The organism is Agarivorans sp. JK6 (assembly GCF_045277145.1).
GTDB lineage: Bacteria > Pseudomonadota > Gammaproteobacteria > Enterobacterales > Celerinatantimonadaceae > Agarivorans > Agarivorans albus.
In genome coordinates this window covers 941525-961357 of the sequence record NZ_CP113525.1, presented here as the reverse complement: position 1 = coordinate 961357, position 19833 = coordinate 941525, and the positions used below count along the sequence as shown (strand labels likewise).

19 protein-coding genes are annotated in these 19833 nt (G+C 45.3%); 5 read left to right on the top strand and 14 right to left on the bottom strand.

Going from position 1 to position 19833, the window contains the following annotated elements; genetic code table 11:
* Window positions 1–46: 46 nt before the first annotated feature.
* The 5 genes from OV592_RS04515 to OV592_RS04495 all read right to left on the bottom strand — a co-directional run bounded on the left by OV592_RS04515 (window position 47) and on the right by OV592_RS04495 (window position 4142).
* Window positions 47–625: a DUF6933 domain-containing protein gene (locus OV592_RS04515; protein WP_406610553.1), complete on the bottom strand. Its 579-nt coding sequence runs from the start codon at window positions 623–625 to the stop codon at window positions 47–49.
* Window positions 626–715: 90 nt separating this feature from the next.
* Window positions 716–1363, bottom strand: a complete 648-nt coding sequence (locus tag OV592_RS04510) for an HAD family hydrolase (RefSeq protein WP_406610552.1) — start codon at window positions 1361–1363, stop codon at window positions 716–718.
* A gap of 53 nt (window positions 1364–1416) precedes the next feature.
* Window positions 1417–2778: a YjiH family protein gene (locus OV592_RS04505; RefSeq protein ID WP_406611413.1), complete on the bottom strand. Its 1362-nt coding sequence runs from the start codon at window positions 2776–2778 to the stop codon at window positions 1417–1419.
* 243 nt (window positions 2779–3021) lie between these two features.
* On the bottom strand, window positions 3022–3408 hold the full coding sequence (locus OV592_RS04500) for a hypothetical protein (RefSeq protein WP_406610551.1): 387 nt from the start codon (window positions 3406–3408) through the stop codon (window positions 3022–3024).
* Entirely contained in the window at window positions 3405–4142 is a 738-nt protein-coding gene (locus tag OV592_RS04495) for a type 1 glutamine amidotransferase (RefSeq protein ID WP_406610550.1), read from the bottom strand. Before OV592_RS04495 ends, OV592_RS04500 begins: the two co-directional genes overlap by 4 nt.
* 72 nt (window positions 4143–4214) lie before the next feature.
* On the opposite strand from OV592_RS04495, the gene OV592_RS04490 reads away from it, so the two are divergent.
* Together OV592_RS04490 and OV592_RS04485 are read left to right on the top strand one after the other, a co-directional pair.
* Window positions 4215–4952 (top strand): lysophospholipid acyltransferase family protein, encoded by a 738-nt coding sequence (locus tag OV592_RS04490; protein WP_406610549.1) that lies wholly within the window; start codon window positions 4215–4217, stop codon window positions 4950–4952.
* A gap of 65 nt (window positions 4953–5017) precedes the next feature.
* A complete protein-coding gene (locus OV592_RS04485; RefSeq protein WP_016401411.1) occupies window positions 5018–5398 on the top strand; it encodes a PilZ domain-containing protein in 381 nt (126 codons plus the stop codon).
* Here OV592_RS04485 and radA read toward each other — a convergent pair.
* The gene (radA, locus tag OV592_RS04480) at window positions 5395–6756 is read right to left on the bottom strand and encodes a DNA repair protein RadA (RefSeq protein WP_016401412.1); all 1362 of its coding nucleotides are present in this window, start codon (window positions 6754–6756) and stop codon (window positions 5395–5397) included. The two genes, OV592_RS04485 and radA, sit on opposite strands and share 4 nt — an antisense overlap.
* Window positions 6757–6913: 157 nt before the next feature.
* On the opposite strand from radA, the gene OV592_RS04475 reads away from it, so the two are divergent.
* Window positions 6914–9313 (top strand): PilZ domain-containing protein, encoded by a 2400-nt coding sequence (locus tag OV592_RS04475; RefSeq protein WP_406610548.1) that lies wholly within the window; start codon window positions 6914–6916, stop codon window positions 9311–9313.
* On the opposite strand, the gene serB is transcribed toward OV592_RS04475, so the two are convergent.
* The gene (gene serB, locus OV592_RS04470) at window positions 9302–10300 is read right to left on the bottom strand and encodes a phosphoserine phosphatase SerB (RefSeq protein WP_406610547.1); all 999 of its coding nucleotides are present in this window, start codon (window positions 10298–10300) and stop codon (window positions 9302–9304) included. The genes OV592_RS04475 and serB overlap by 12 nt on opposite strands.
* Before the next feature lie 10 nt (window positions 10301–10310).
* On the opposite strand from serB, the gene OV592_RS04465 reads away from it, so the two are divergent.
* The gene (locus OV592_RS04465) at window positions 10311–11099 is read left to right on the top strand and encodes a YtjB family periplasmic protein (protein WP_016401415.1); all 789 of its coding nucleotides are present in this window, start codon (window positions 10311–10313) and stop codon (window positions 11097–11099) included.
* Here the strand turns inward: OV592_RS04465 and deoD are convergent.
* The 6 genes from deoD to OV592_RS04435 all read right to left on the bottom strand — a co-directional run bounded on the left by deoD (window position 11096) and on the right by OV592_RS04435 (window position 17112).
* Window positions 11096–11800: a purine-nucleoside phosphorylase gene (gene deoD, locus OV592_RS04460; protein ID WP_406610546.1), complete on the bottom strand. Its 705-nt coding sequence runs from the start codon at window positions 11798–11800 to the stop codon at window positions 11096–11098. The two genes, OV592_RS04465 and deoD, sit on opposite strands and share 4 nt — an antisense overlap.
* Window positions 11801–11858: 58 nt before the next feature.
* Window positions 11859–13079, bottom strand: coding sequence for a phosphopentomutase (locus OV592_RS04455; RefSeq protein WP_152784374.1), 1221 nt, complete (start codon window positions 13077–13079; stop codon window positions 11859–11861).
* Window positions 13080–13089: 10 nt separating this feature from the next.
* A complete protein-coding gene (deoA, locus tag OV592_RS04450) occupies window positions 13090–14421 on the bottom strand; it encodes a thymidine phosphorylase (protein ID WP_221074654.1) in 1332 nt (443 codons plus the stop codon).
* A 31-nt stretch (window positions 14422–14452) separates the two neighbouring features.
* The gene (deoC, locus tag OV592_RS04445; RefSeq protein WP_406610545.1) at window positions 14453–15226 is read right to left on the bottom strand and encodes a deoxyribose-phosphate aldolase; all 774 of its coding nucleotides are present in this window, start codon (window positions 15224–15226) and stop codon (window positions 14453–14455) included.
* A 100-nt stretch (window positions 15227–15326) separates the two neighbouring features.
* A complete protein-coding gene (locus tag OV592_RS04440) occupies window positions 15327–16565 on the bottom strand; it encodes a NupC/NupG family nucleoside CNT transporter (protein WP_016401420.1) in 1239 nt (412 codons plus the stop codon).
* A 376-nt stretch (window positions 16566–16941) separates the two neighbouring features.
* A complete protein-coding gene (locus tag OV592_RS04435; protein ID WP_016401421.1) occupies window positions 16942–17112 on the bottom strand; it encodes a XapX domain-containing protein in 171 nt (56 codons plus the stop codon).
* 187 nt (window positions 17113–17299) lie between these two features.
* On the opposite strand from OV592_RS04435, the gene OV592_RS04430 reads away from it, so the two are divergent.
* A complete protein-coding gene (locus OV592_RS04430; protein WP_406610544.1) occupies window positions 17300–18721 on the top strand; it encodes a hypothetical protein in 1422 nt (473 codons plus the stop codon).
* 58 nt (window positions 18722–18779) lie between these two features.
* Here OV592_RS04430 and OV592_RS04425 read toward each other — a convergent pair whose 3' ends face one another.
* Entirely contained in the window at window positions 18780–19574 is a 795-nt protein-coding gene (locus OV592_RS04425) for a TatD family hydrolase (RefSeq protein WP_406610543.1), read from the bottom strand.
* Window positions 19575–19833: the final 259 nt, after the last annotated feature.

Here is a 19833-nt window from a genome sequence, read left to right as displayed (position 1 = left end):
AAGCAGCAATTATGCTATGGCTGCAAGTTATTTGCGCAATTTTTAACTAGTGTAAAAGCTTGGTACTAGATGATTGAGCTGATACTTGATGAAATTGTGCTGTGGCAGCCATAGCTTGCCATTGGCTTTGCATTTTTTGATATGGGCTTAGGCCATTTTGACGCTGAGCGTAATCGTTAAGAATTACCCCCCAACGAAACTCATCCATTTGCTGACTAGGTACTTTGCCTTCGCGTTTAGCCATTACTTGAACTAAATTTTTAAGCTTATCTAACTGCGGCGCTACGGGGTGGTTTACCCCATCAGTAACCAATACATTCTGAAAATCAGCCAACATATTCTTTTTCAAGGCATCAATTTCTTCATCTTGTAAATCGGCTACGGCAATGGCCTCGGTCAATAAACGTAGCTGCCAAACTCGAGAAAAGTTTTGGTAATCACGCTTATTTAAATCAAAAAATAGCATTACGTAGCCACTGTTACGCTCCAGTACTGCTAAGCATTCGTGTGAATCTACAGCAAATGCGTGAGCACTCCAGCTATGACGAACAGAGGCATTTTCAAGGGAAGGTAACTCACGAGGAAGCCAAGCTTGCACATCGTTACTAATCTGAATTTCTATCATAATTTGCTCATTACTGATTCTAATAATCTTCAATGAGCAAAAACGATGCCAGCAAATAGCGTCAAATATTTGCTGGCTAGATGAACCCGACTATTTTAGCTCCAGTAAGACCTCACTTAAGGAGGCACGAACCTTGTGTCCCAAGCGCTTGAGCTCGTCACTAGGTTGAATAAGATCCGGGATCTGATAGACCTGCATACCGGCTGCTACTGCAGCTCTAACTCCGTTTTCTGAGTCTTCAAAGGCTAAACACTTACTGGCGTCAATATTTAGCGACTTGGCGGCTTTTAAGAAAATTTCTGGGTGCGGTTTACTATTATTCACCTGACACCCTGTAGAAACACTCTCAAAAAAATGCAGTAAGTCTGCATTGCCCAGCTTAGCTTCAGCGGTAGGTTTACCCGAAGAAGTGGCAACGGCTAATGGAACGCCTTGGCTTGTTAACCACTGCAACAAATCCACCACACCTTGTTTAATTGGTAATGCTTGATCAACAGCCAAGGCATGGTACTTATCCAACCAACAATCACGCAGCCTTGGATAATCCAAGCCCTCGCCGTATCCTTCACAAATGGTCTTTTTTATTTGCTCGGCATTGGTACCAATACAGCTAAGGTAAACCTGTTCTTTAAACGCTAAACCTAGCTCACTACACGCTTGAGAAAAGGTATCGTAAGACACTTGCTCACTGTCGAGCAGCAAGCCGTCCATATCAAACACAGCAGCGCTAAAATGCATACAACTCTCCAGTAAAAGCTAAGCCGCTTAACTCGCACTAAGCGGCTTACATATTAAAAGAATAAATGGGCCATTACCGCAATGATCGGCAAGGTGACTAAAGTACGAATCAAGAAGATAGCAAACAACTGCCACAGCTTAACTGGCAACTGGCTACCCATAATAATCGCGCCTACTTCCGACAAATAAATCAGCTGAGTTACCGATACCGCTGCGATAACAAAACGGGTTATATCGGCTTCAATAGACGCAGCAAGAATTGACGGAATAAACATATCGGCAAAACCTACCACTAAGGTTTCCGACGCTCTGGCGGCCTCAGGAAGCTGCAATAGCTCTAGCAAAGGAATGAATGGCTTACCTAAAAAACTAAAAATGGGAGTGTATTCTGCTACCACTAAGGCTACCGAGCCCACCGCCATAATTACCGGTAATACACCCAGCACCATGTCCAGTACATTATGCACACCTTGCTTAGCTAGTTGTTTAGGGTGACTCGCTCGACCAGCTTGAACAAGTGCCAGCTGCCAAGCCCAAGTGATGGTGTTGTAACCGGCAGGAATAACTTCGTCATCTTGCTTACGCTCACTACCATCAATAAATTGATCTCTAAAACCAGAAAGCGGCGGCAAGCGCGGCACAATAACCGCTGCAGCAAGGCCTGCAATACACACAGTAAGATAGAAAGGTGCAAACATATGCTCAAGGTTAACTTGCGCTAATACCACCAAACTAAAGGTAATAGACACCGCAGAAAAGGTGGTGGCAATTACTACGCCTTCTCGCTGGGTATAGTGTTTATCTTCATACTGCTTGTTGGTTAGCAAAATCCCTACGCTACCATCACCTAACCAAGACGCCATTGAATCTACTGCACTGCGACCTGGTAAACCGAACAGAGGACGCATGATTTTGCTCAGCAAAGTGCCTACAAATTCTAACAAGCCAAAATTAAGCAATAGGGGTAATAACAAACCAGCAAAAATGAACACGCTAAGTAAGGTAGGCAGTAAGTCACCTAAAATGAGGCCACCAGTATCCCCCGACCAAATAGCTTGAGGCCCCAATTCAAAAGCGCATACCAGCACCAGAACCCAACCCAACATTCTTACCACATACCAAGGTAGAGAAACCTGAAACAATGACGTTAGCAAGGCATTTTTGCCAAGCCAATTTGGCTTAGCAATTAGTGTATAAGTAGACATTAGGGCACTAAGGGTGATCAAACCAACCACCAGCCACAAGGCGCTATCACCTAAAGCCGCCACCAAGCTTTTTGCCATAATCGCCACCGGAATGGTAAACGAGCCATCGTAAGGCAACGGCAACATAAACAGGAAAATGCCCAATAATGAAGGTAATACAAACTTCCAAGCAGAACCTACTGCAGGATGGTTTGTTGGGGCATTAGGCATAGATGCTGGCTTGGCGTCTCGCATATAAAATCACTCTATTTGGTATATTCTGTAGTTATATTCACTAAGCATGAATATATTTTCGCGAAAGAATACAAGTAAAAAACCAGCTAATCAAGATTTTTAAGCTACTAAAAGTCAAACCCAAAACATCATTAACTAGTTATCTTGATCATTATCAAAACTTACTACTAGCCAGTCAGTAATAAATTCTTAAACTGCGACGAGCTTATTAGCTTACTTTTAAAAATCTTCGCCACGGTAACGGTACTCAGCTAACTGTGCAGCAGCCAAATAGTGCTTAATAAATAACTGCTTAGCACTGCCATTGTAGTGAAAGCGCACCGTGGTGCTGGTTTGCCACCGGCTATCTTGCGCCCTGCGCCATAACACTTGGTCACCTTCTAGCTGGCAATAGTAGCTGTGGCTTTGGCCATTGTGTCTCACTCGCATTTGCATGAGCGACTGAGCGCTACGGTAATTATCGACCATTTTTACGTCCACGCCTTGCAAGCTGGCTATCGCGGCTTGGCAAACCTGCTCAGGCTTAAAACCTCCCAAGTTTGGTTTAGCCAATACAAAGCCAATAAACGTAGGCCACAACACCAGAGCTAAAAAAAGCTTCTTCAAGCTAGTACCACCTTATCTATGAATGCCTTTAACAAACCATTGCTATGAGGCGTCTCTTGCGCTGCTGTTAACACTTGCTGCAAATGATTATCCCCTTGAGTGTAATGCTCACGGAACTGGCTTAAACGTTGAACTAAGATACTGCGATTTACCTCAGGGTGAAACTGGCTCGCCCAAAATGGTGCTGATGATACTTTTAATGCATGTACACAGTGTTTTGTAAACGCTAAGGAAACACAACCTTCAGGCAGACATAAGGCACTATCTCGATGAACAGATACCGCCATAAAAGGATTGGGCAAACTACCAAACAATACATCCTCTTGAGCGTATTCGCTGAGTGAAATAGCTAAGGTGCCCATTTCAAAGTCACGCGCTTGATGAACAATCTTGCCACCCAGAGCCAGCACCGCAAGTTGAAAACCAAAACACGAAGCAAATGTGGGTAACTGTTGCTCAATACAGCGCAACAGTAACTGCTGAATGGCTGTCACAAAAGGGTAGCCTTCCGGGTCAAGCACACTGGCTTCGCTAGAACCTCCAACCAACACTGCATCGATGCCCTGCAAGGCGTAATCGCTACAATCAGGCGTATCAAAAACATTGAGAATTCTAAACTGCTCTACCGCTACGCCACAAAAGTGGCTAAAACTGGCTAATTCCTCGATGCGGGTATCGGTATCATCGCGGATCTGAATTAACAGAATAGTTAGTTGCTCACGTGACAGTTGCATAATTACCACTTAATATACTGATTAATAAGCTATAAAAACTCAGTCTTTGCCCCAGAACTACAAGGAGCCTAGGTGTTACTCAAGCTTTTATCGTTACTTATTCTTAGTTTTATTGCCCTCAGCTCGATACTGTTTTTCTTTATCGCCTGCATTATTTATGCGCTCACAGCAGCCTTTGATAAACGCCGACTATGGTTACACTACTTCACCTGCGCATGGGCTAGCCTGTATTTAATCATAGTGCCTCATTGGCAAGTACGGCGTTTGGGTTTGCAACATATCGATAAAAAACAAGCTTATGTCATCGTATCCAATCATCAATCTGGATTAGATATTTTGTTATCCTTTGCCCTTTTCATTCCCTTTAAATGGGTCTCAAAAATCGAGATGTTTAAAGTGCCATTTGTTGGTTGGAACATGTGGCTTAATCAATACATTGGACTTAAACGCGGTGATAAACACAGCATCAAGAATATGCTCCAGCAAGCTGAGAAACACCTTAACCAAGGTAGCTCGGTATATTTATTTCCTGAAGGAAGCCGCTCTGCCGACGGCAAGCTAAAACCTTTTAAACTCGGTGCGTTTTCTTTAGCAAAACACGCCGAAGTAGCGATATTGCCCATTGCGATTCACGGCACTGCCGAAGCCTTACCTAAAAAAAGCTTACAGCTTACAGGCCATCACCCTATTTACATTCAGGTGCTACCCGCTATATCGGTTCAGCAAGTGGCACAAATGGATGAACAATCTTTGGCGTCACATACTCAGCAGATAATCGCTAAAGCCTTAACGCAAACACCATCGACTTAGCTGCAAAATTTGCTTATTTACGCTAGGCTTAGGCTAAAGTACCCCGAATAAACAGGAACCCTGACATGCACGAGCGTCGCCAATTTTTGCGAGTTCTTTTTGACCGCCCCGCCTACCTAAACCATGGGGAGCAATCTTGGTCATGCCAACTGTTGGATTTATCGTTACAAGGTGCCTTGGTGACCTTGCCAAATGACTGGGACGAAGAACTCACTCAGCTAACCTTAAGTTTTAGCTTGAGTGATGTTGCAGTAGAAGAACTGAGCATCACCATGGATGTAGAAGTTAAACACACACGCAATCAGCAAATCGGTTTACGTTGTTTGCACATTGATATCGAAAGCGCCAGCCACCTAAAACGATTAATTGAGTTAAACCTAGGTGATGACGACTTATTGCATCGCGAATTAGAGCACTTAGTTGACCAACAGCAAGAAGCGGATTAAACCGCTTCTAAAGCTTCTGCCAACTTACTTACGGCAATCACCTCAAGCCCAGCTATCGCTTGCTTAGGTCGATTGCCCAAAGGCACTATAGCTCGCTTAAAGCCGTGTTTAGCGGCTTCGTTCAAACGTTCTTGGCCATTGCTTACTGGGCGTATCTCTCCCGACAAGCCCACTTCACCAAATACCACCAGCTCTTGCGGCAATATTTGATTTCTAAAGCTAGAGACCATGGCCACCAATAAAGCTAAATCGGCGCCAGTTTCAGCAACCCGTACACCACCCACCACGTTGGTAAATACGTCTTGATCAGACATTTGTACACCAGCATGGCGATGCATTACCGCAAGTAGCATCGCCAAACGGTTTTGCTCAAGGCCTACAGCCACTCGCCTAGGATTCGCCATTTGGCTGTAATCAACCAATGCTTGGATTTCGACCAATAGCGGACGGGTACCTTCCCACACTACCATCACGACCGAGCCAGGCGCTGCTTCTTGTCCACGCGAAAGGAAAATGGCCGAAGGATTAGACACTTCTCGCATACCCTGTTCGGTCATAGCAAATACACCTAGCTCGTTAATCGCACCAAAACGGTTTTTATTGCCACGCAAGGTACGAAAGCGGCCATCGGCATCACCTTCTAGCATGATCGAACAATCAATACAGTGCTCCAGAACTTTAGGCCCAGCTAACGAGCCGTCCTTGGTTACATGGCCCACCATAAACATGGCTATATTATGTTGCTTGGCAAAACGAGTTAACCAAGCCGCACTTTCTCGCACTTGGCTAACACCACCTGGTGCTGATTGAATATCAGCCATGTGCATAACCTGAATAGAGTCAATCACCATCATCTTTGGTTTAACTTCTAAAGCCACCTGGCCAATTTGCTCAACGCTGGTTTCGGCCAGTAACTTTAGCTTGTCTTTAGGCAAACCTAAGCGCTGCGCGCGCAAAGCGATTTGCTGTAGTGATTCCTCACCCGTTACGTATAAGGTATCCATGGTTTGCGCTAAGCCACACATGGTTTGCAACAACAAAGTACTTTTACCTGCGCCGGGGCTACCACCAATCAAAATGGCGCTACCAGGTACTACACCGCCACCTAATACCCGATCAAATTCTTTAAAGCCAGTAGAAAACCGCGGGAGCTCGGCTAGGTCAATGCTCTCTAAGGTTTGGACTTTTCCTGCGGTACTGCCGGCATAACCGGTGAAACGGTCATTGCGTGAGGGCGCGGCACTCAAACGTACTTCGCTAATGGTATTCCACGCTTTACATTCACCACATTGTCCCTGCCAACGAGGGAAATCGGCACCACAGTCGTTACATACATAGGCCGTTTTCGCTTTTGCCATTAACCCTCCAAGCGGTCACATAATGCTAAAATAGTGTTAAAAGTACTTGCCTTGAATCTCTCTCAAGGCACAATCTTTGCTTTGATCTTGAAGATTGTAAAGATTGAGACAGAGTTTTGACAGTAAAACCAATGATTAAGGATTAATACCCAGCAACATGTCGGAAAGCAAGCAATACGCCTTAATAGAACGATTACTACCATTATTGGGAAGCAGCGACTTTAACCAAGTATTTAAGCGCGCAACTCAAGACCTTCCTAATAATGAAAGTTTCTTGCTCAAAATGGAAATGAATCGTCTATCCGCGCCTTGCCAACGATTGGTAGATCTTCGAGGAAAAGTAGACGGCGAATGCCAAGAGTTTCACTACCAAGGTAAAACCCACTACCTCGATGACATCGCCATTAAGGTATTTAAACAGCAGCTAAAACTCTATAAACAACAATACACACTAGGCATATACGAGAAACTGCAAACCACCGAGAACAACTTCAAGGTGATGCAGAAGAAAAATATTAGCCCGCAAGAAGCCGCTGCGCGGCGCCCCAAAAATATCATCGCTAGGGCCGTGCGTTTAGGCCACTATATTGGCAGAAGTGAAGAGCGCATGCACCTCACTGCACCACTGCGAATGGCGGGTGTAGACGGTGTACTATTTGATGCTAAAACCTCTAACATGTCAGTATCAGGCCTGCGTGCTAAGGTCGATAGCCAGCGAGAGTTCTCTGTAGACGAACATTACTTTGTGTATTTCACAGGCTTAGAAAAAGAGTTTGTAAACCGCGTATTAAGCGCTGGCACCGAATACAAAGTGGTCGGAATAGACCGCAAGGGTCAGCAGCAATGGGTAAGAATGATCGTGGTTGACCCAAGCGAAGAGTTTAATAACTTCTTCAAAAACTTTTTACGCTCCTATCGTGGGCGTTACAAAGTCGACGTCGACAACATTACTGCAGCAGTTATCACCAAAGGTTATGAACAATACTTAATGCCGCGTTTAAGCAGCGTGCCTTTGTATTTTAGCGGCCAAACGCCAGCAAGCCTGCGTTATGCCTTAGCCACGCAGAATAATCTCGACCTGCTCTCTTATTGGCGCGATGAAACTAACCACAGTCATTTATCTCAACTGTTTCATCCACCAAGGATGATGCGCTACCAAGCCTTAAGCAGCGGTGAAAGTCTGATCTATTGCTTTACTCATACTGCGAACAATCGCTTATTTTTCTACTCAGCCAGCAGCGAAGAGCTTGCCGAGCATCCAGAACTGCGCGATCTTTACTTCGCCTTTGGCTGTCGCAAACCCAGCTGGAAGGTATTCAAGTTTCAGTATCAACCTGCGCAAGCCAGCGATGCAGAGGTAAGCTCTCCTTTACCCAAAAAAGATTCGCCAATTGAACGAGAGCGTGTCGCCAAAGCTTTAGATGGATTAAGCATGGTTGGCTTGTTAAGTGATGTCACCAACCAGCATATCGATGAAAGCTACCAGCAAAATTACCCCTTGGACGGTAACCCCAACAAGCTGTCGCTGTTTAACCAGAGCAAGCAACCAATCAGCAAGTTTGAGCAGGTAAACTACAAGTATTTACAGCTGCGTAAAGAAAATCGCTACCAATACCGCTCCTTAATAGAAGTGGAACATCAAGGTAGCAACGAAACCGGCTGGACCAGCGATTTCTCCATTAGCGGAATGAAAATAGAAGTAGAAACGCCACTAGAGTATAGCGTTGGAGACACCGTTTACTTGGCACTACCTCAGTTCCAAAAACTGGTGAAGAGTTTCGAGCTGTCTCATTTAGCCTATGAGGTCACCAACTGTAATAACAGCCACACCATTTACAACTTAAAAGTAATCGAAGTAAAAGGCCAACAACACCAAGGCAGTGCCTTTTTCAAACAACTTATCGACAACAACTTAGATAAGTTACCAACGCTTCCCGAAGGCAAAGCCATTGCCGGTTTGTCCGATGCACTACGACAAATCTTCTGTGCGCCGCTATTTTGCCGCGCCATGTTCATCCATAAAGTGCCTGGCGCCTTGGAGGTTAAGTGTGTGAATTACGGAACCTTCGCCCAAGCAAGCGATAACTGGTTAAACATTGATAGCAGTGCCCATACTGCCGACTTAAGTAAGTTTCTAGCCAGCGAAAACCTCGCGTCATTTCTCGCCACTCAATTACGTAGTCATGCGCCTAGTGATAACCCAGAACACATTGAAGTAATTACCGTAACGGCGAGAAAGAACGACAAGTTATTATCGGTACGTTGCAGCAGCAATTTTAATTCTGTTCAGCAGTTGCGTGAATTTGTTAGCTTGAGCTTGGGTCGAGGAAAGGTGCATGCCTTTAACCTGCAATTATCACGGGTTGGCCGCCCAGATACTGAATATATTCAACGCGAACTCGATTACATTAGCCATTATGCAATTCACCGCGCTAAGCAGTTAGAAGACGAGCTTTGGAGTGTTGCAGGGGTAATAGAAGTGACAGATGTAACCGAGGAGTTGATGCAGCGCTTTAACTTAAGCACTGCACCCCAGCCTTTAAAACTAAGCAGCTAGCATTTTAGCGGCGCGAAGAATACACACCGCGCCGTCTAAATCACTGTGTTTAATCGACATCTGCGCTTGTTGCTGCACTAGAGGCTTAGCATGAATGGCGACCCCAAAATCGGCCGCTGCTAGCATTTTAAGATCGTTTGCTCCATCACCAATCGCCATAGTTTGGCTGGCAGAATACTGCTGTTTAAGCTGCATCAAAATATCGGCTTTTGCCTGAGCATCAACCACCGGACCTAATACTTGACCAGTTAAGGTGTCGTTTTCAATTTCTAGAACATTGGCTTGTACGTGGTCAAAACCTAAGTCTTGCTGCAAACGCTCAGCGAAATAAGTAAAGCCGCCCGAGGCAATCGCTACTTTCCAACCAGCAGAGTGGATGGTGTCAATTAAACATTGCAAGCCAGGCATTAGCGGCATGTTATCAGCAACCTGCTTTAAGATGCTTTGTGGCGCATCTTTTAACAGCGCTACTCGGCTACGTAGGCTTTGTTCAAAGTCTAGCTCCCCGCGCATTGCCGCCGCTGTAACAGCGCTAACTTGTTCGCCAATATCGGCCAATACGGCAATCTCATCGATACATTCAATTTGAATAGTGGTGGAATCCATATCCATCAACACTACGCCTGGTTGGCTTAAATCTGGTAGCTGATCTAGTACCACCAAATCAAAATTAAACTCAAGCCCCGCCAGCTTATCCTTGCACCATTGGCTATCTGCTTGGCTTTGCAACAATACGCAAATGTTGCCCGCTTCTGGCATTAGCCCGCAAAAGTTCAAGGCAGTTGATTCATCAACCAAGGGACGCAATACAGCAAAGTCTGGTATCAGCAGTTCTTTGGCCCAAACCAAGATATAGGCACCAGTTAAAGCTTCTCGAGTTTCAACCAACCCTTGTTCAGGACAAACCCGGTAGGGAAACTGCTTTAAAGCCACAGACCATTGGCTTAAAGATTGCGGTAAGCTTTCAAGACTATGTGGAGATTGCAAAACGAGATCCTTGTTTCTAAAAATTGCGGCGCATCAAGATAGCGTATTGCTTTTTGGTTTGGCAAGCACCTACAATGGCTTTAAGCATAAAAAAGAGGTTCGTGTGGCCAAATCTGCAGTAAGACGCTATCGAATTATTCAATTCACCCAATTGCTTCTCGCCATTGCGTGTTGTGTTTGGGTACTTTATTACTATGTGACCCTAAAGCACAATGGTGAGCAGTTAATTGAAAATCAAACCGAGAAACTGGCTCGCTCTCTTACCTCGTTAGCAGCCTTAAATGCCGCAGGTTACATTGGTGAAAATAGCCAAGCTGAGCTGAGCGAATTGGTTAATGCCTTAGTCAAAGAACATTTTGTAAAAGATGCCACTATCTATGACCATCAAGGTTTGCGTTTAGCCGAATCGCAGCAAGCCTTACCACTTTCGCAGCTTTTACCTTTAGCTGGTCAAAGCCATACTCCCTTAGAGGGCTTAGGTCGTAGACCTTACATTGCAGAGATTAGAGGTGAACAAGGTGAAAGCCTAGGCTATTTGCGTATCACCTTAGAACATACAACCCTGCTAGCCGAAGCGAATACTTACATCACCAATGGCCAATCAAAAATCATGATTATGTTTTTGATGTCGATAAGCATTGGTTTTTTGTTAACACGGGTATTATCGAGGAAACGCCACCTTGCCACGCTGTTTAATATTAATAAGCGGGCTGAGCGAAAAGAAGCGAAAAAGGCTAAGAAACTTCTAGCAGACATTGCTGCTAGAAGCGATAACACTAAAGATAAAAGCCCAGCTTAAAGCAGCGACTCCAGGGTTAGAGTGATCATCTCGTTAAAGGTAGTTTGACGCTCTTCTGCGGTAGTTTGCTCACCACTGCGAATATGGTCAGAAATGGTTACAACACACAAAGCAGCTTTACCACACTCGGCAGCTACGCCGTATAAGCCTGCAGCTTCCATTTCTACCGCATAAACATTGTGTTTTTCCATTACATCGAACATATCAGGCTCTGGCGAATAGAAAAGATCGGCAGAGAAGATGTTACCTACTTTAGCGTCAATACCTTGTACTTTAGCGCTATCTACCGCTGCGCGTAACAAGTCATAATTAGCAATAGCGGCAAAGTCGTGGCCTTTAAAACGGCTACGGTTTACTTTTGAGTCGGTACAGGCGCCCATTGCAATCACTACATCGCGTAATTTGATGTCGTTGCTTACAGCACCGGCACTACCTACACGGATAATGTTCTCAACACCGTATTGGGTGTAAAGCTCATGGGCGTAAATAGAACAGCTTGGAATACCCATGCCTGAACCCATTACCGATACACGCTTACCTTTATAAGTACCGGTGTAACCTAGCATGTTACGTACGCCAGTTACTTCAACTACGTCTTCTAAAAATGTCTCTGCAATGTGTTTTGCACGCAAGGGATCGCCCGGCATTAATACGGTTTCTGCAAAATCACCTGGTGCTGCATTGATATGTGGGGTTGCCATATAGTCTCCTAATTAAGTTTGTTCCAAGCAGCTAGCAACTTGCTGCTGCTCGTCATTGTTATTCTTGTAAAAAGCTAGTGCCGTACTCTAAAGCAGGCAGTTTCATGTAATCGGCGATGGTTTGGCCAATGTCGGCAAAGGTATCGCGTTTACCAACATTTTTAGCGGGTAAATTTTTGCCGTAGAAAATGACAGGAATATGTTCACGAGTATGATCACTGCCCGGCCAGGTTGGGTCACAACCGTGGTCTGCGGTAAGAATCACGATATCGTCCTCGCTAAGCTTATCCAGTAGTTCAGGTAAACGTTTATCGAAGTATTCCAGTGCAGCAGCATATCCTGGTACATCACGACGATGCCCATATGCTGAGTCGAAGTCGACAAAGTTAGTGAAGATGATGCTGTTGTCTACTTGGCGATCCATTTCACTCAAGGTTAAATCAAACAAGCCTTCTAGGCCGGTTGCTTTTACCTTGCGAGTGATACCTTGCTGGGCATAAATATCGGCAATTTTACCAATGCTCACTACCTCACCGCCAGCTTCTGCCATGCGGTCTAACAAGGTGGGCGCTGGCGGCAATACCGATAAATCTCTGCGGTTACCGGTGCGGGCAAATTCTTTTGCGCTGTTGCCCACAAATGGACGCGCAATCACTCGGCCAATGTTGTAAGGGTCCACTAGCTCACGAGCAATTTCACACAGCTTAAGCAAACGCTCTAAACCAAATGTTTCTTCATGAGCGGCGATTTGAAATACGCTGTCGGCAGAGGTGTAAAAAATCGGCTTACCGCTAGCCATATGTTCTTCACCTAAACGCTCCAGCACTTCGGTGCCCGATGCATGGCAATTACCAAGGTAACCCGGTAAATCTGCACGCTTAACTAACTCGTCTAGTAAGCTTTGTGGGAAGCTATTTTCAGGCTCGCTAAAGTAGCCCCAATCAAACAAAACTGGTACGCCAGCAATTTCCCAGTGACCACTTGGCGTGTCTTTACCGCTAGACATTTCGGCGGCATAACCATAGTTGCCAATAGGCTGAACCTGAGCGTCTAATCCTGGCGGAAATACTCCGCCACTTTCGCCGCAGGCTTGGCCTAAACCTAATCGATTTAAGTTAGGAATTGTTAGCGGGCCACTACGGCCTTTATCGGCATTTCCTTGGGCACACTGCTCGGCAATGTGCAGCATGGTATTAGCACCTTGATCGCCAAACTTTTCGGCATCATCACTGGCACCAATGCCAAAGGAATCTAGCATTAATATAATTGCACGTTTCATAGGGGTCTCCTTAACAAGGACCAATACGCTGATAAACAGGGTTTACATCGGCCTGCGCTGAGCTAGGTTCGTCGAGTTTTATCGCCTGTTGAATTTGTTTTGCTGCCGCTTGCCAAGCGTCTTCGTCGTTGGCATGCAGCATCAACAAGTTTTGTCCCTTGTCTACCACATCGCCTAACTCTACTAGTTCACTAATGCCCACGCTGTGATCAATGGCGGCTCCCGGCACACTTCTGCCACCACCCAAGCCTACTACCGCCATGCCCAACTCTCGGCAGTCTAGTTGCTTAACCATGCCGCTTTGTTTTGCGGCTACTGGCTTCACAACCTTAGCTTGAGGCAGGTAATGTTCGCTGCGCTCAACAAAATCACTAGGCCCACCTAAAGCACTCACCATTTTGGCAAAACGCTCTAAAGCTGCACCAGAGCTAATGCTAGCGGCAAGTTTATCCTCGGCTTCTTGTTGAGAGCTGGCTAAACCGCTAGATAGCAGCATTTCACTAGCCAAAGCCCTTGTTACTTGATGTAAGCGATGCGCTGAAGTATCCCCTTTTAAATAACGTAAGGTCTCAGCAATTTCCACCGCGTTACCTGCGCTGGGCGCTAAAGGCTGGTTCATATCGGTTAGCAAGGCACAGCATTTAACTCCCGCAGCATTAGCCACTTCTACAATGCTTTCGGCCAAGGCTTTCGACTGGGCAAAGTTAGGCATAAATGCACCACTGCCAGCTTTCACATCCATCACTAATGCTTCTAGGCCCGAGGCAAGTTTTTTGCTCAAGATAGAAGCTGTAATCAAGGGAATAGACTCTACCGTGGCGGTCACATCACGAATGCCATATAAGCGTTTGTCGGCCGGAGCCAACTCACCGGTTTGGCCAATAATCGCAATACCCACATCCTTCACAATGCTTTCAAACTGCTGCGATGTGGGGCTAATAGAGTAATTAGGAATAGCTTCTAATTTGTCTAAGGTACCGCCAGTGTGGCCTAATCCACGCCCCGAAATCATTGGAACATGGCCACCACATGCAGCGACCATTGGCCCCAAGAGTAACGACGTTAAATCACCCACGCCACCAGTAGAATGTTTATCCACCACTGGCCCAGGCAAATTAAGATGATCCCAGTTAAGCACTTGCCCTGAATCACGCATTGCACAGGTTAGCGCGGTAGCCTCGGTACCATTCATACTGTTGAAGTAAACCGCCATGGCAAAAGCGCCAATTTGGCTATCACTTAGTTGGCCGTTGGTAATACCGTCAACCATAAACTGGATTTCTTCCAGCGACAGCGCTTGGCCATCGCGTTTACGTCGAATAATTTCTTGGGGTAACAACATGAGCATTCCTTAACTCTTATTGAAGAATTAACTAATAACCAGCGCCAGCTTGAGCGTTCTCATCACCTGATATAGTGGCTTGCAATGCGGCCAATAAACTTGATGCACCAAAACGGAAATGCGCTTGGCTTAACCAATCGTCGCCAAGTGTTTTAGTCGCAAGATCTAGGTAAACTTTCGCTTGTTCGGCGCTTTTAACTCCACCTGCGGCTTTAAAGCCACAATCTGGGTTAAATTCAGCAATCGCTTTTAGCATGATTTCTGCCGCTTCTGGCGTTGCATTGACCGGCACTTTACCGGTAGAGGTTTTAATAAAGTCTGCGCCCGCTTTAATCGACAACTCACTGGCTTTAGCAATCAGTTCAGGGCTGTTTAATTCGCCACTTTCAATAATCACTTTCAGCTTTATCTCGCCACAGGCAGCTTTACAGGCTTTAACTAGATCAAAGCCCACTTGCTCATTTCCGGCCATTAAGGCGCGCCATGGGAATACAACGTCCACTTCATCTGCGCCATAGGCTACAGCAGCCTTAGTTTCAGCTACAGCCAAGTCCACATCATCTTCACCTAAAGGGAAGTTAGTCACAGTAGCAATTTTCACATCACTCGCATCGTGTTCGGCCAATACCTTACGAGCAAATGGAATGAAGCGTGGATAAATACAAATAGCCGCAACTTGGCCTTGAGCCGATTTAGCTTGAGCACATAAAGCCGCCACACTCTCACGAGTATCGTCATCGTTAAGAGTAGTGAGGTCCATTAAAGAAAGGGCTTGACGCGCCACAGCAGTAAGAGACTGAGACATAACTATTCCTCAAAGTTTAAGATTAAACCTAATGCCAGAGCAGCAATAGATTGAACTGAAATAGAGGCCTCTTGGCATATTGCCAAGAAGCCTTACTAGCTTATAGCAGGCTGAAGAAGAAACCAGCAAGTGCAGCACTCATTAAGTTAGCTAATGAAGCAGCCGCTACAGCTTTAAGACCTAGGCGAGCAATATCACCACGGCGTGATGGCGCCATGCTACCTAAGCCACCTAATAAAATTGCAATTGATGATAGGTTAGCGAAACCACATAGTGCAAAAGTAACAATTACTTGAGTGTGCTCTGACAGTGTTTCGCGAATATCAACAAAGTTAATGTAAGCAACAAATTCGTTAACGATAAGCTTTTGACCAATAAAGCTACCCGCTTGAATGGCTTCTGCCCAAGGCACACCAATAATCCAAGCAACCGGTGCGAAGATGTAACCTAAAATAAGTTCAATGGTTAGGCCTTCAACACCAAACCAGCCACCGATGCCACCAACCATGCCGTTTAGCAACGCAATCAAACCAATGAAGGCAAGTAGCATTGCACCTACGTTAAGCGCTAAGTGCAAACCGGTAGAAGCACCACTTGCTGCAGCGTCGATAACGTTAGCTGGGCGATCTTCTTCGGCTAAAGTAGCGTCCATATCTTGCTCAGAAGCATTAGTTTCAGGCTTGATGATTTTAGCCATCAATAGGCCACCAGGTGCTGCCATAAATGAAGCAGCAATCAAGTACTTAAGCTCTACACCTAAACCCGCATAACCCGCTAATACAGAACCAGCAACCGAAGCCAAACCACCAACCATAATGGCAAATAACTCAGACTCGCTCATTTTTGGAATGAAAGGTTTAACCACAATTGGCGCTTCGGTTTGGCCAACAAAGATATTAGCAGTGGCAGACATAGACTCTGGGCGGCTAGTGCCTAATGCTTTTTGTAGAGCACCACCAATTACCAAGATGATCTTCTGCATAATGCCAAGGTAGTAAAGTACCGCGATTAGTGAAGAGAAGAATACAATAATAGGCAATACACGAATGGCAAATACAAAGCCAACACCGTTACCAAACATTGCATCAGTGCCTAAGCCACCAAACAAAAAGTTAATACCCGCTTGAGCACTGTCAATCACCGATTGAACACCACCTGAAACAGCAGCTAGCACGTCTTGACCAAATGGAAGGTAAAGTACAAAGGCACCAAATCCAGCTTGGATAGCAAAAGCTCCCAAAACGGTACGTTTGTTAATTCGTTTTTTGTTATCGGAAAGCAAGAATGCAATCCCCAGTAGCGCGAGTACGCCGACCAAGCTCATTACTGTACTGTTCATACGTGTCCCTAATGTTTAATTATTTTTTTGTGAAACTTACATCGTTTCTATCTTCTTGCCACCAGCACAAGAAGCCTTCTACAACGTGTCTGTTTAGTATTCCATTACATTCAACTATCTGATCAGGTAACTACCTTAATGCCGGCTGAGCTGCAATGGATTCTACTGCCGGCGATCATACCTAGGGTTTTTGGCCTAAATGATAACTAGATCAAATCTAATCGACTTATTAGCCGTTTCAGAGACCTTACTTACCAAATGTGTTTATGCCATACTTCTTCCTAAGGCGACTATCGATTCACAACCTTACTAAGCAAACTATAGGAAATATCAAATCTTATACCTAAGCGATTAGCCAAGTTGCTTAACGAATTTGTTACGAAAAAAAACGTTCCAAGACATTTTGGTAGGCCATGCCTCCCAAATAGATACCCAAAATACCAATGATGCCCGATAGCACCGGTGGAGCAGGTAGTGGCAGTTTAATAGCACTAAAAACCACGCCAACCACCGCGCCAGTAATTAAGGCAATAATAACTTCGTACATTTTCTTTCGTCCTTTAAATACGTGGGAACTTGCTAAAGGCGCAGCGCTATTGCTGTTTTGCCCCTCAGTTCATGGCTGGCAGTTTAAGTTTCTAAGTTGTTAAAAATCGTGAGACTGATCACGGGATAATAGTCAAAGATTAGTCAAACTAGAGTTAGTTACTAAATATGTTGAAAAGGAATACAAAGTGACAGCAGCACTTGAACCTGAAAAAGAACAAAAATTCGCCTACAGACAACGGTTTAACTGCTGTAAGAACTGTCGCTGCCCCAATTTTGGGTTAACCGAAAGCTCAGACTATTTAGCCGAAAGTCATCAATTGGGTTATCCCGCTTTGCATTGCAAAGCGTGTGGTAGTTACCCGCCTCTCGTTGACAGCCACAGCGTAAACTTGATTGTTGAAGAACGCACCAAACTGCACTTAAGCAAGGCCCCTTGTGGTTGCAGCAATTGCGAACCTGGCTTCTTCCTAGGCCCAACTACCGGCGTTAAACGCTACGGAAAAACCGGTGCTAATAGCCAACGTTACCAATGCCGAAAATGCCAAAGCGTCTTTACCCAAGTACACGTGAAAGGTAGTGAGCAACTGTGTCGTTTATTCAATTCTCTAAGCTTAGGCCACAGCCCACAGAAAATAATGCAGCAGCTGAGCATTGCGCCAAAGATCTATTACCAACTGCTACAGCGCCTATTTCACTGTTTACGGTTTTATTCGCGCCAGCAAGAGGTAATGGCTCTCAAACGCAAGTTTTTAGCGATTCATACCGAAAGCAATGTGCATGAGTTTTCCGAGCAAAAGCGCGTTTGGGCACTGTGCTCTAGTGAGGCTCAATCGGGTTACGTATTGCTGCATACCCATAACCAAACGCAATTGCAGCTTAATGATTCGGTTTACTATCAGCAACAAGCGTCTACGAGGCTACCAGCGCTGCAAGATAGCCCCATTGTAGAGGCCTTAAAGCGCCGTTATCAGCTTACTCTGAACCGTTATCACTTTGAAGATTTACACTACGGTCCCACCTCGCATCTGCGCGGTACTCAAATTATTCAACCGGCAATTTGTGCTTACGCACACTTTCAACTTTTATCCGGATTTACCCACAAAGTCGAACGTTTTCACCACTATATCGAACACGAAAGCAGTATCCGCGGTGCCGCTCTTATGAGCTGTGTTGAACAAATACGAGAGAAATCTGCCGACGTGTATTACATCTATCAGCATCCTCGTACTCAATCAGATATGGGCGCTGCAGGTAACAAAGTAGGTTGGTGGAATGACCGCTGGTATCCAGCGCCTTTTGGTGCGTTTTGTGGCATTAGTTCAGGCCAGCAAGTCCCCGCTCCCATCGACTTACCTCGTCCGCAAGCTTGCCAGAACTTCTTTGAACACCTTGAGCAAAACATGTCGAAGCAGCTGAAAAGCGCCAGCTCGGTTGACGCCTTATTTGAAATTAATCGCGCCCTATTTAACTACGTCATCACCGACCAAAACGGAGAGACTCCCGCCATGCGACTAGGCGCTAGTGAACAGCCACTAAGTGGAACCACTCTAGTAAGTGCAGCCGTAGCCGCCGTTAATGCCGACCATATCGACAAATTTAAGGCATAAACCTGTGTAGGCTTGCTAACTAACTTAAGTGTCTAGGCGACGGCAAAGCCATAGAGCTTTAAGATTCTATTCTTAAAACTTGTAGGCTGTTATCCCATAGGCGCTGCTCAAGCTCTTGAGGTGATTCGCTGCGCAGCGCTGCTAATTGCTCAAAAATAACTGAGAGATTAAGGGGCGTATTGTGCTGTTGTTGCATCTCAAACAAAGGCATATCTGGTGCGTCGGTTTCTAGCACCAAAGCATCTAACGGTAGGCGCTTTAAGGCCTTGCGCGTTTTTTCCGAACGTGGCCAAGTAATGGTTCCGCCTACGCCAATTTTAAAACCCAAATCAACAAAGCGGCTAGCTTGTACATAGCTGCCACTAAAACCGTGAATAATTCCACCTTGGTCAAAGTGAGCATGTTTTAGTAAATGAGCAACGCGATCATGCAGTCGCACCGAATGGATAAGTAAGGGCAAACCTTGTTGTTGGGCCGCCTTTATTTGCCAATTAAAGGCAAACTCTTGATGGGCGTTGGTTTCGGGGAAGCGACCGTCTAAACCACACTCCCCCCATGCACTTAGCCGCTCTCGATACTGTTGGACTATTTGGCCTAAAGCCTCTAATTCGCCGAGCAATAACTCAGGTTCTCCCTGCAAGGCATTTTTATCTAAAAAGCATGGATGGTAACCCAGGGCAATTTTCAACATTTTTAGGGAAGATAGGCCGACTACGGTTTGCCAGTTTTCTGGGCCCACAGCAGGTACTACGCAGCCTTGTATATTGCAGCGTTTGAACTCTGCCAAGTAACTGGGTAAATCCTGCTTAAATGGTGCGAAGTCCAAGTGACAATGGGTATCAAACCAGGCCATTACTCGCCTTTGTCCTGTTTAGGGTGCTCTTGAGGAATGCAACTTCTACAAGGTTTGTCCAAACCATTTTTATGGAGCCAACTATCGTAACAAGCGATATAGTGGCGAAAAAGCCTGATTATTCGAGCTACCATAGACCACCTCTTCTGCTGAGCTTCATGTCACTTATAGTAATTTTACCCACATATATAGGTAATATCTCTTAAATACCCAACAAATTAAGATAAATACTGAGAATAGCTTATTGAATTCAGTAATT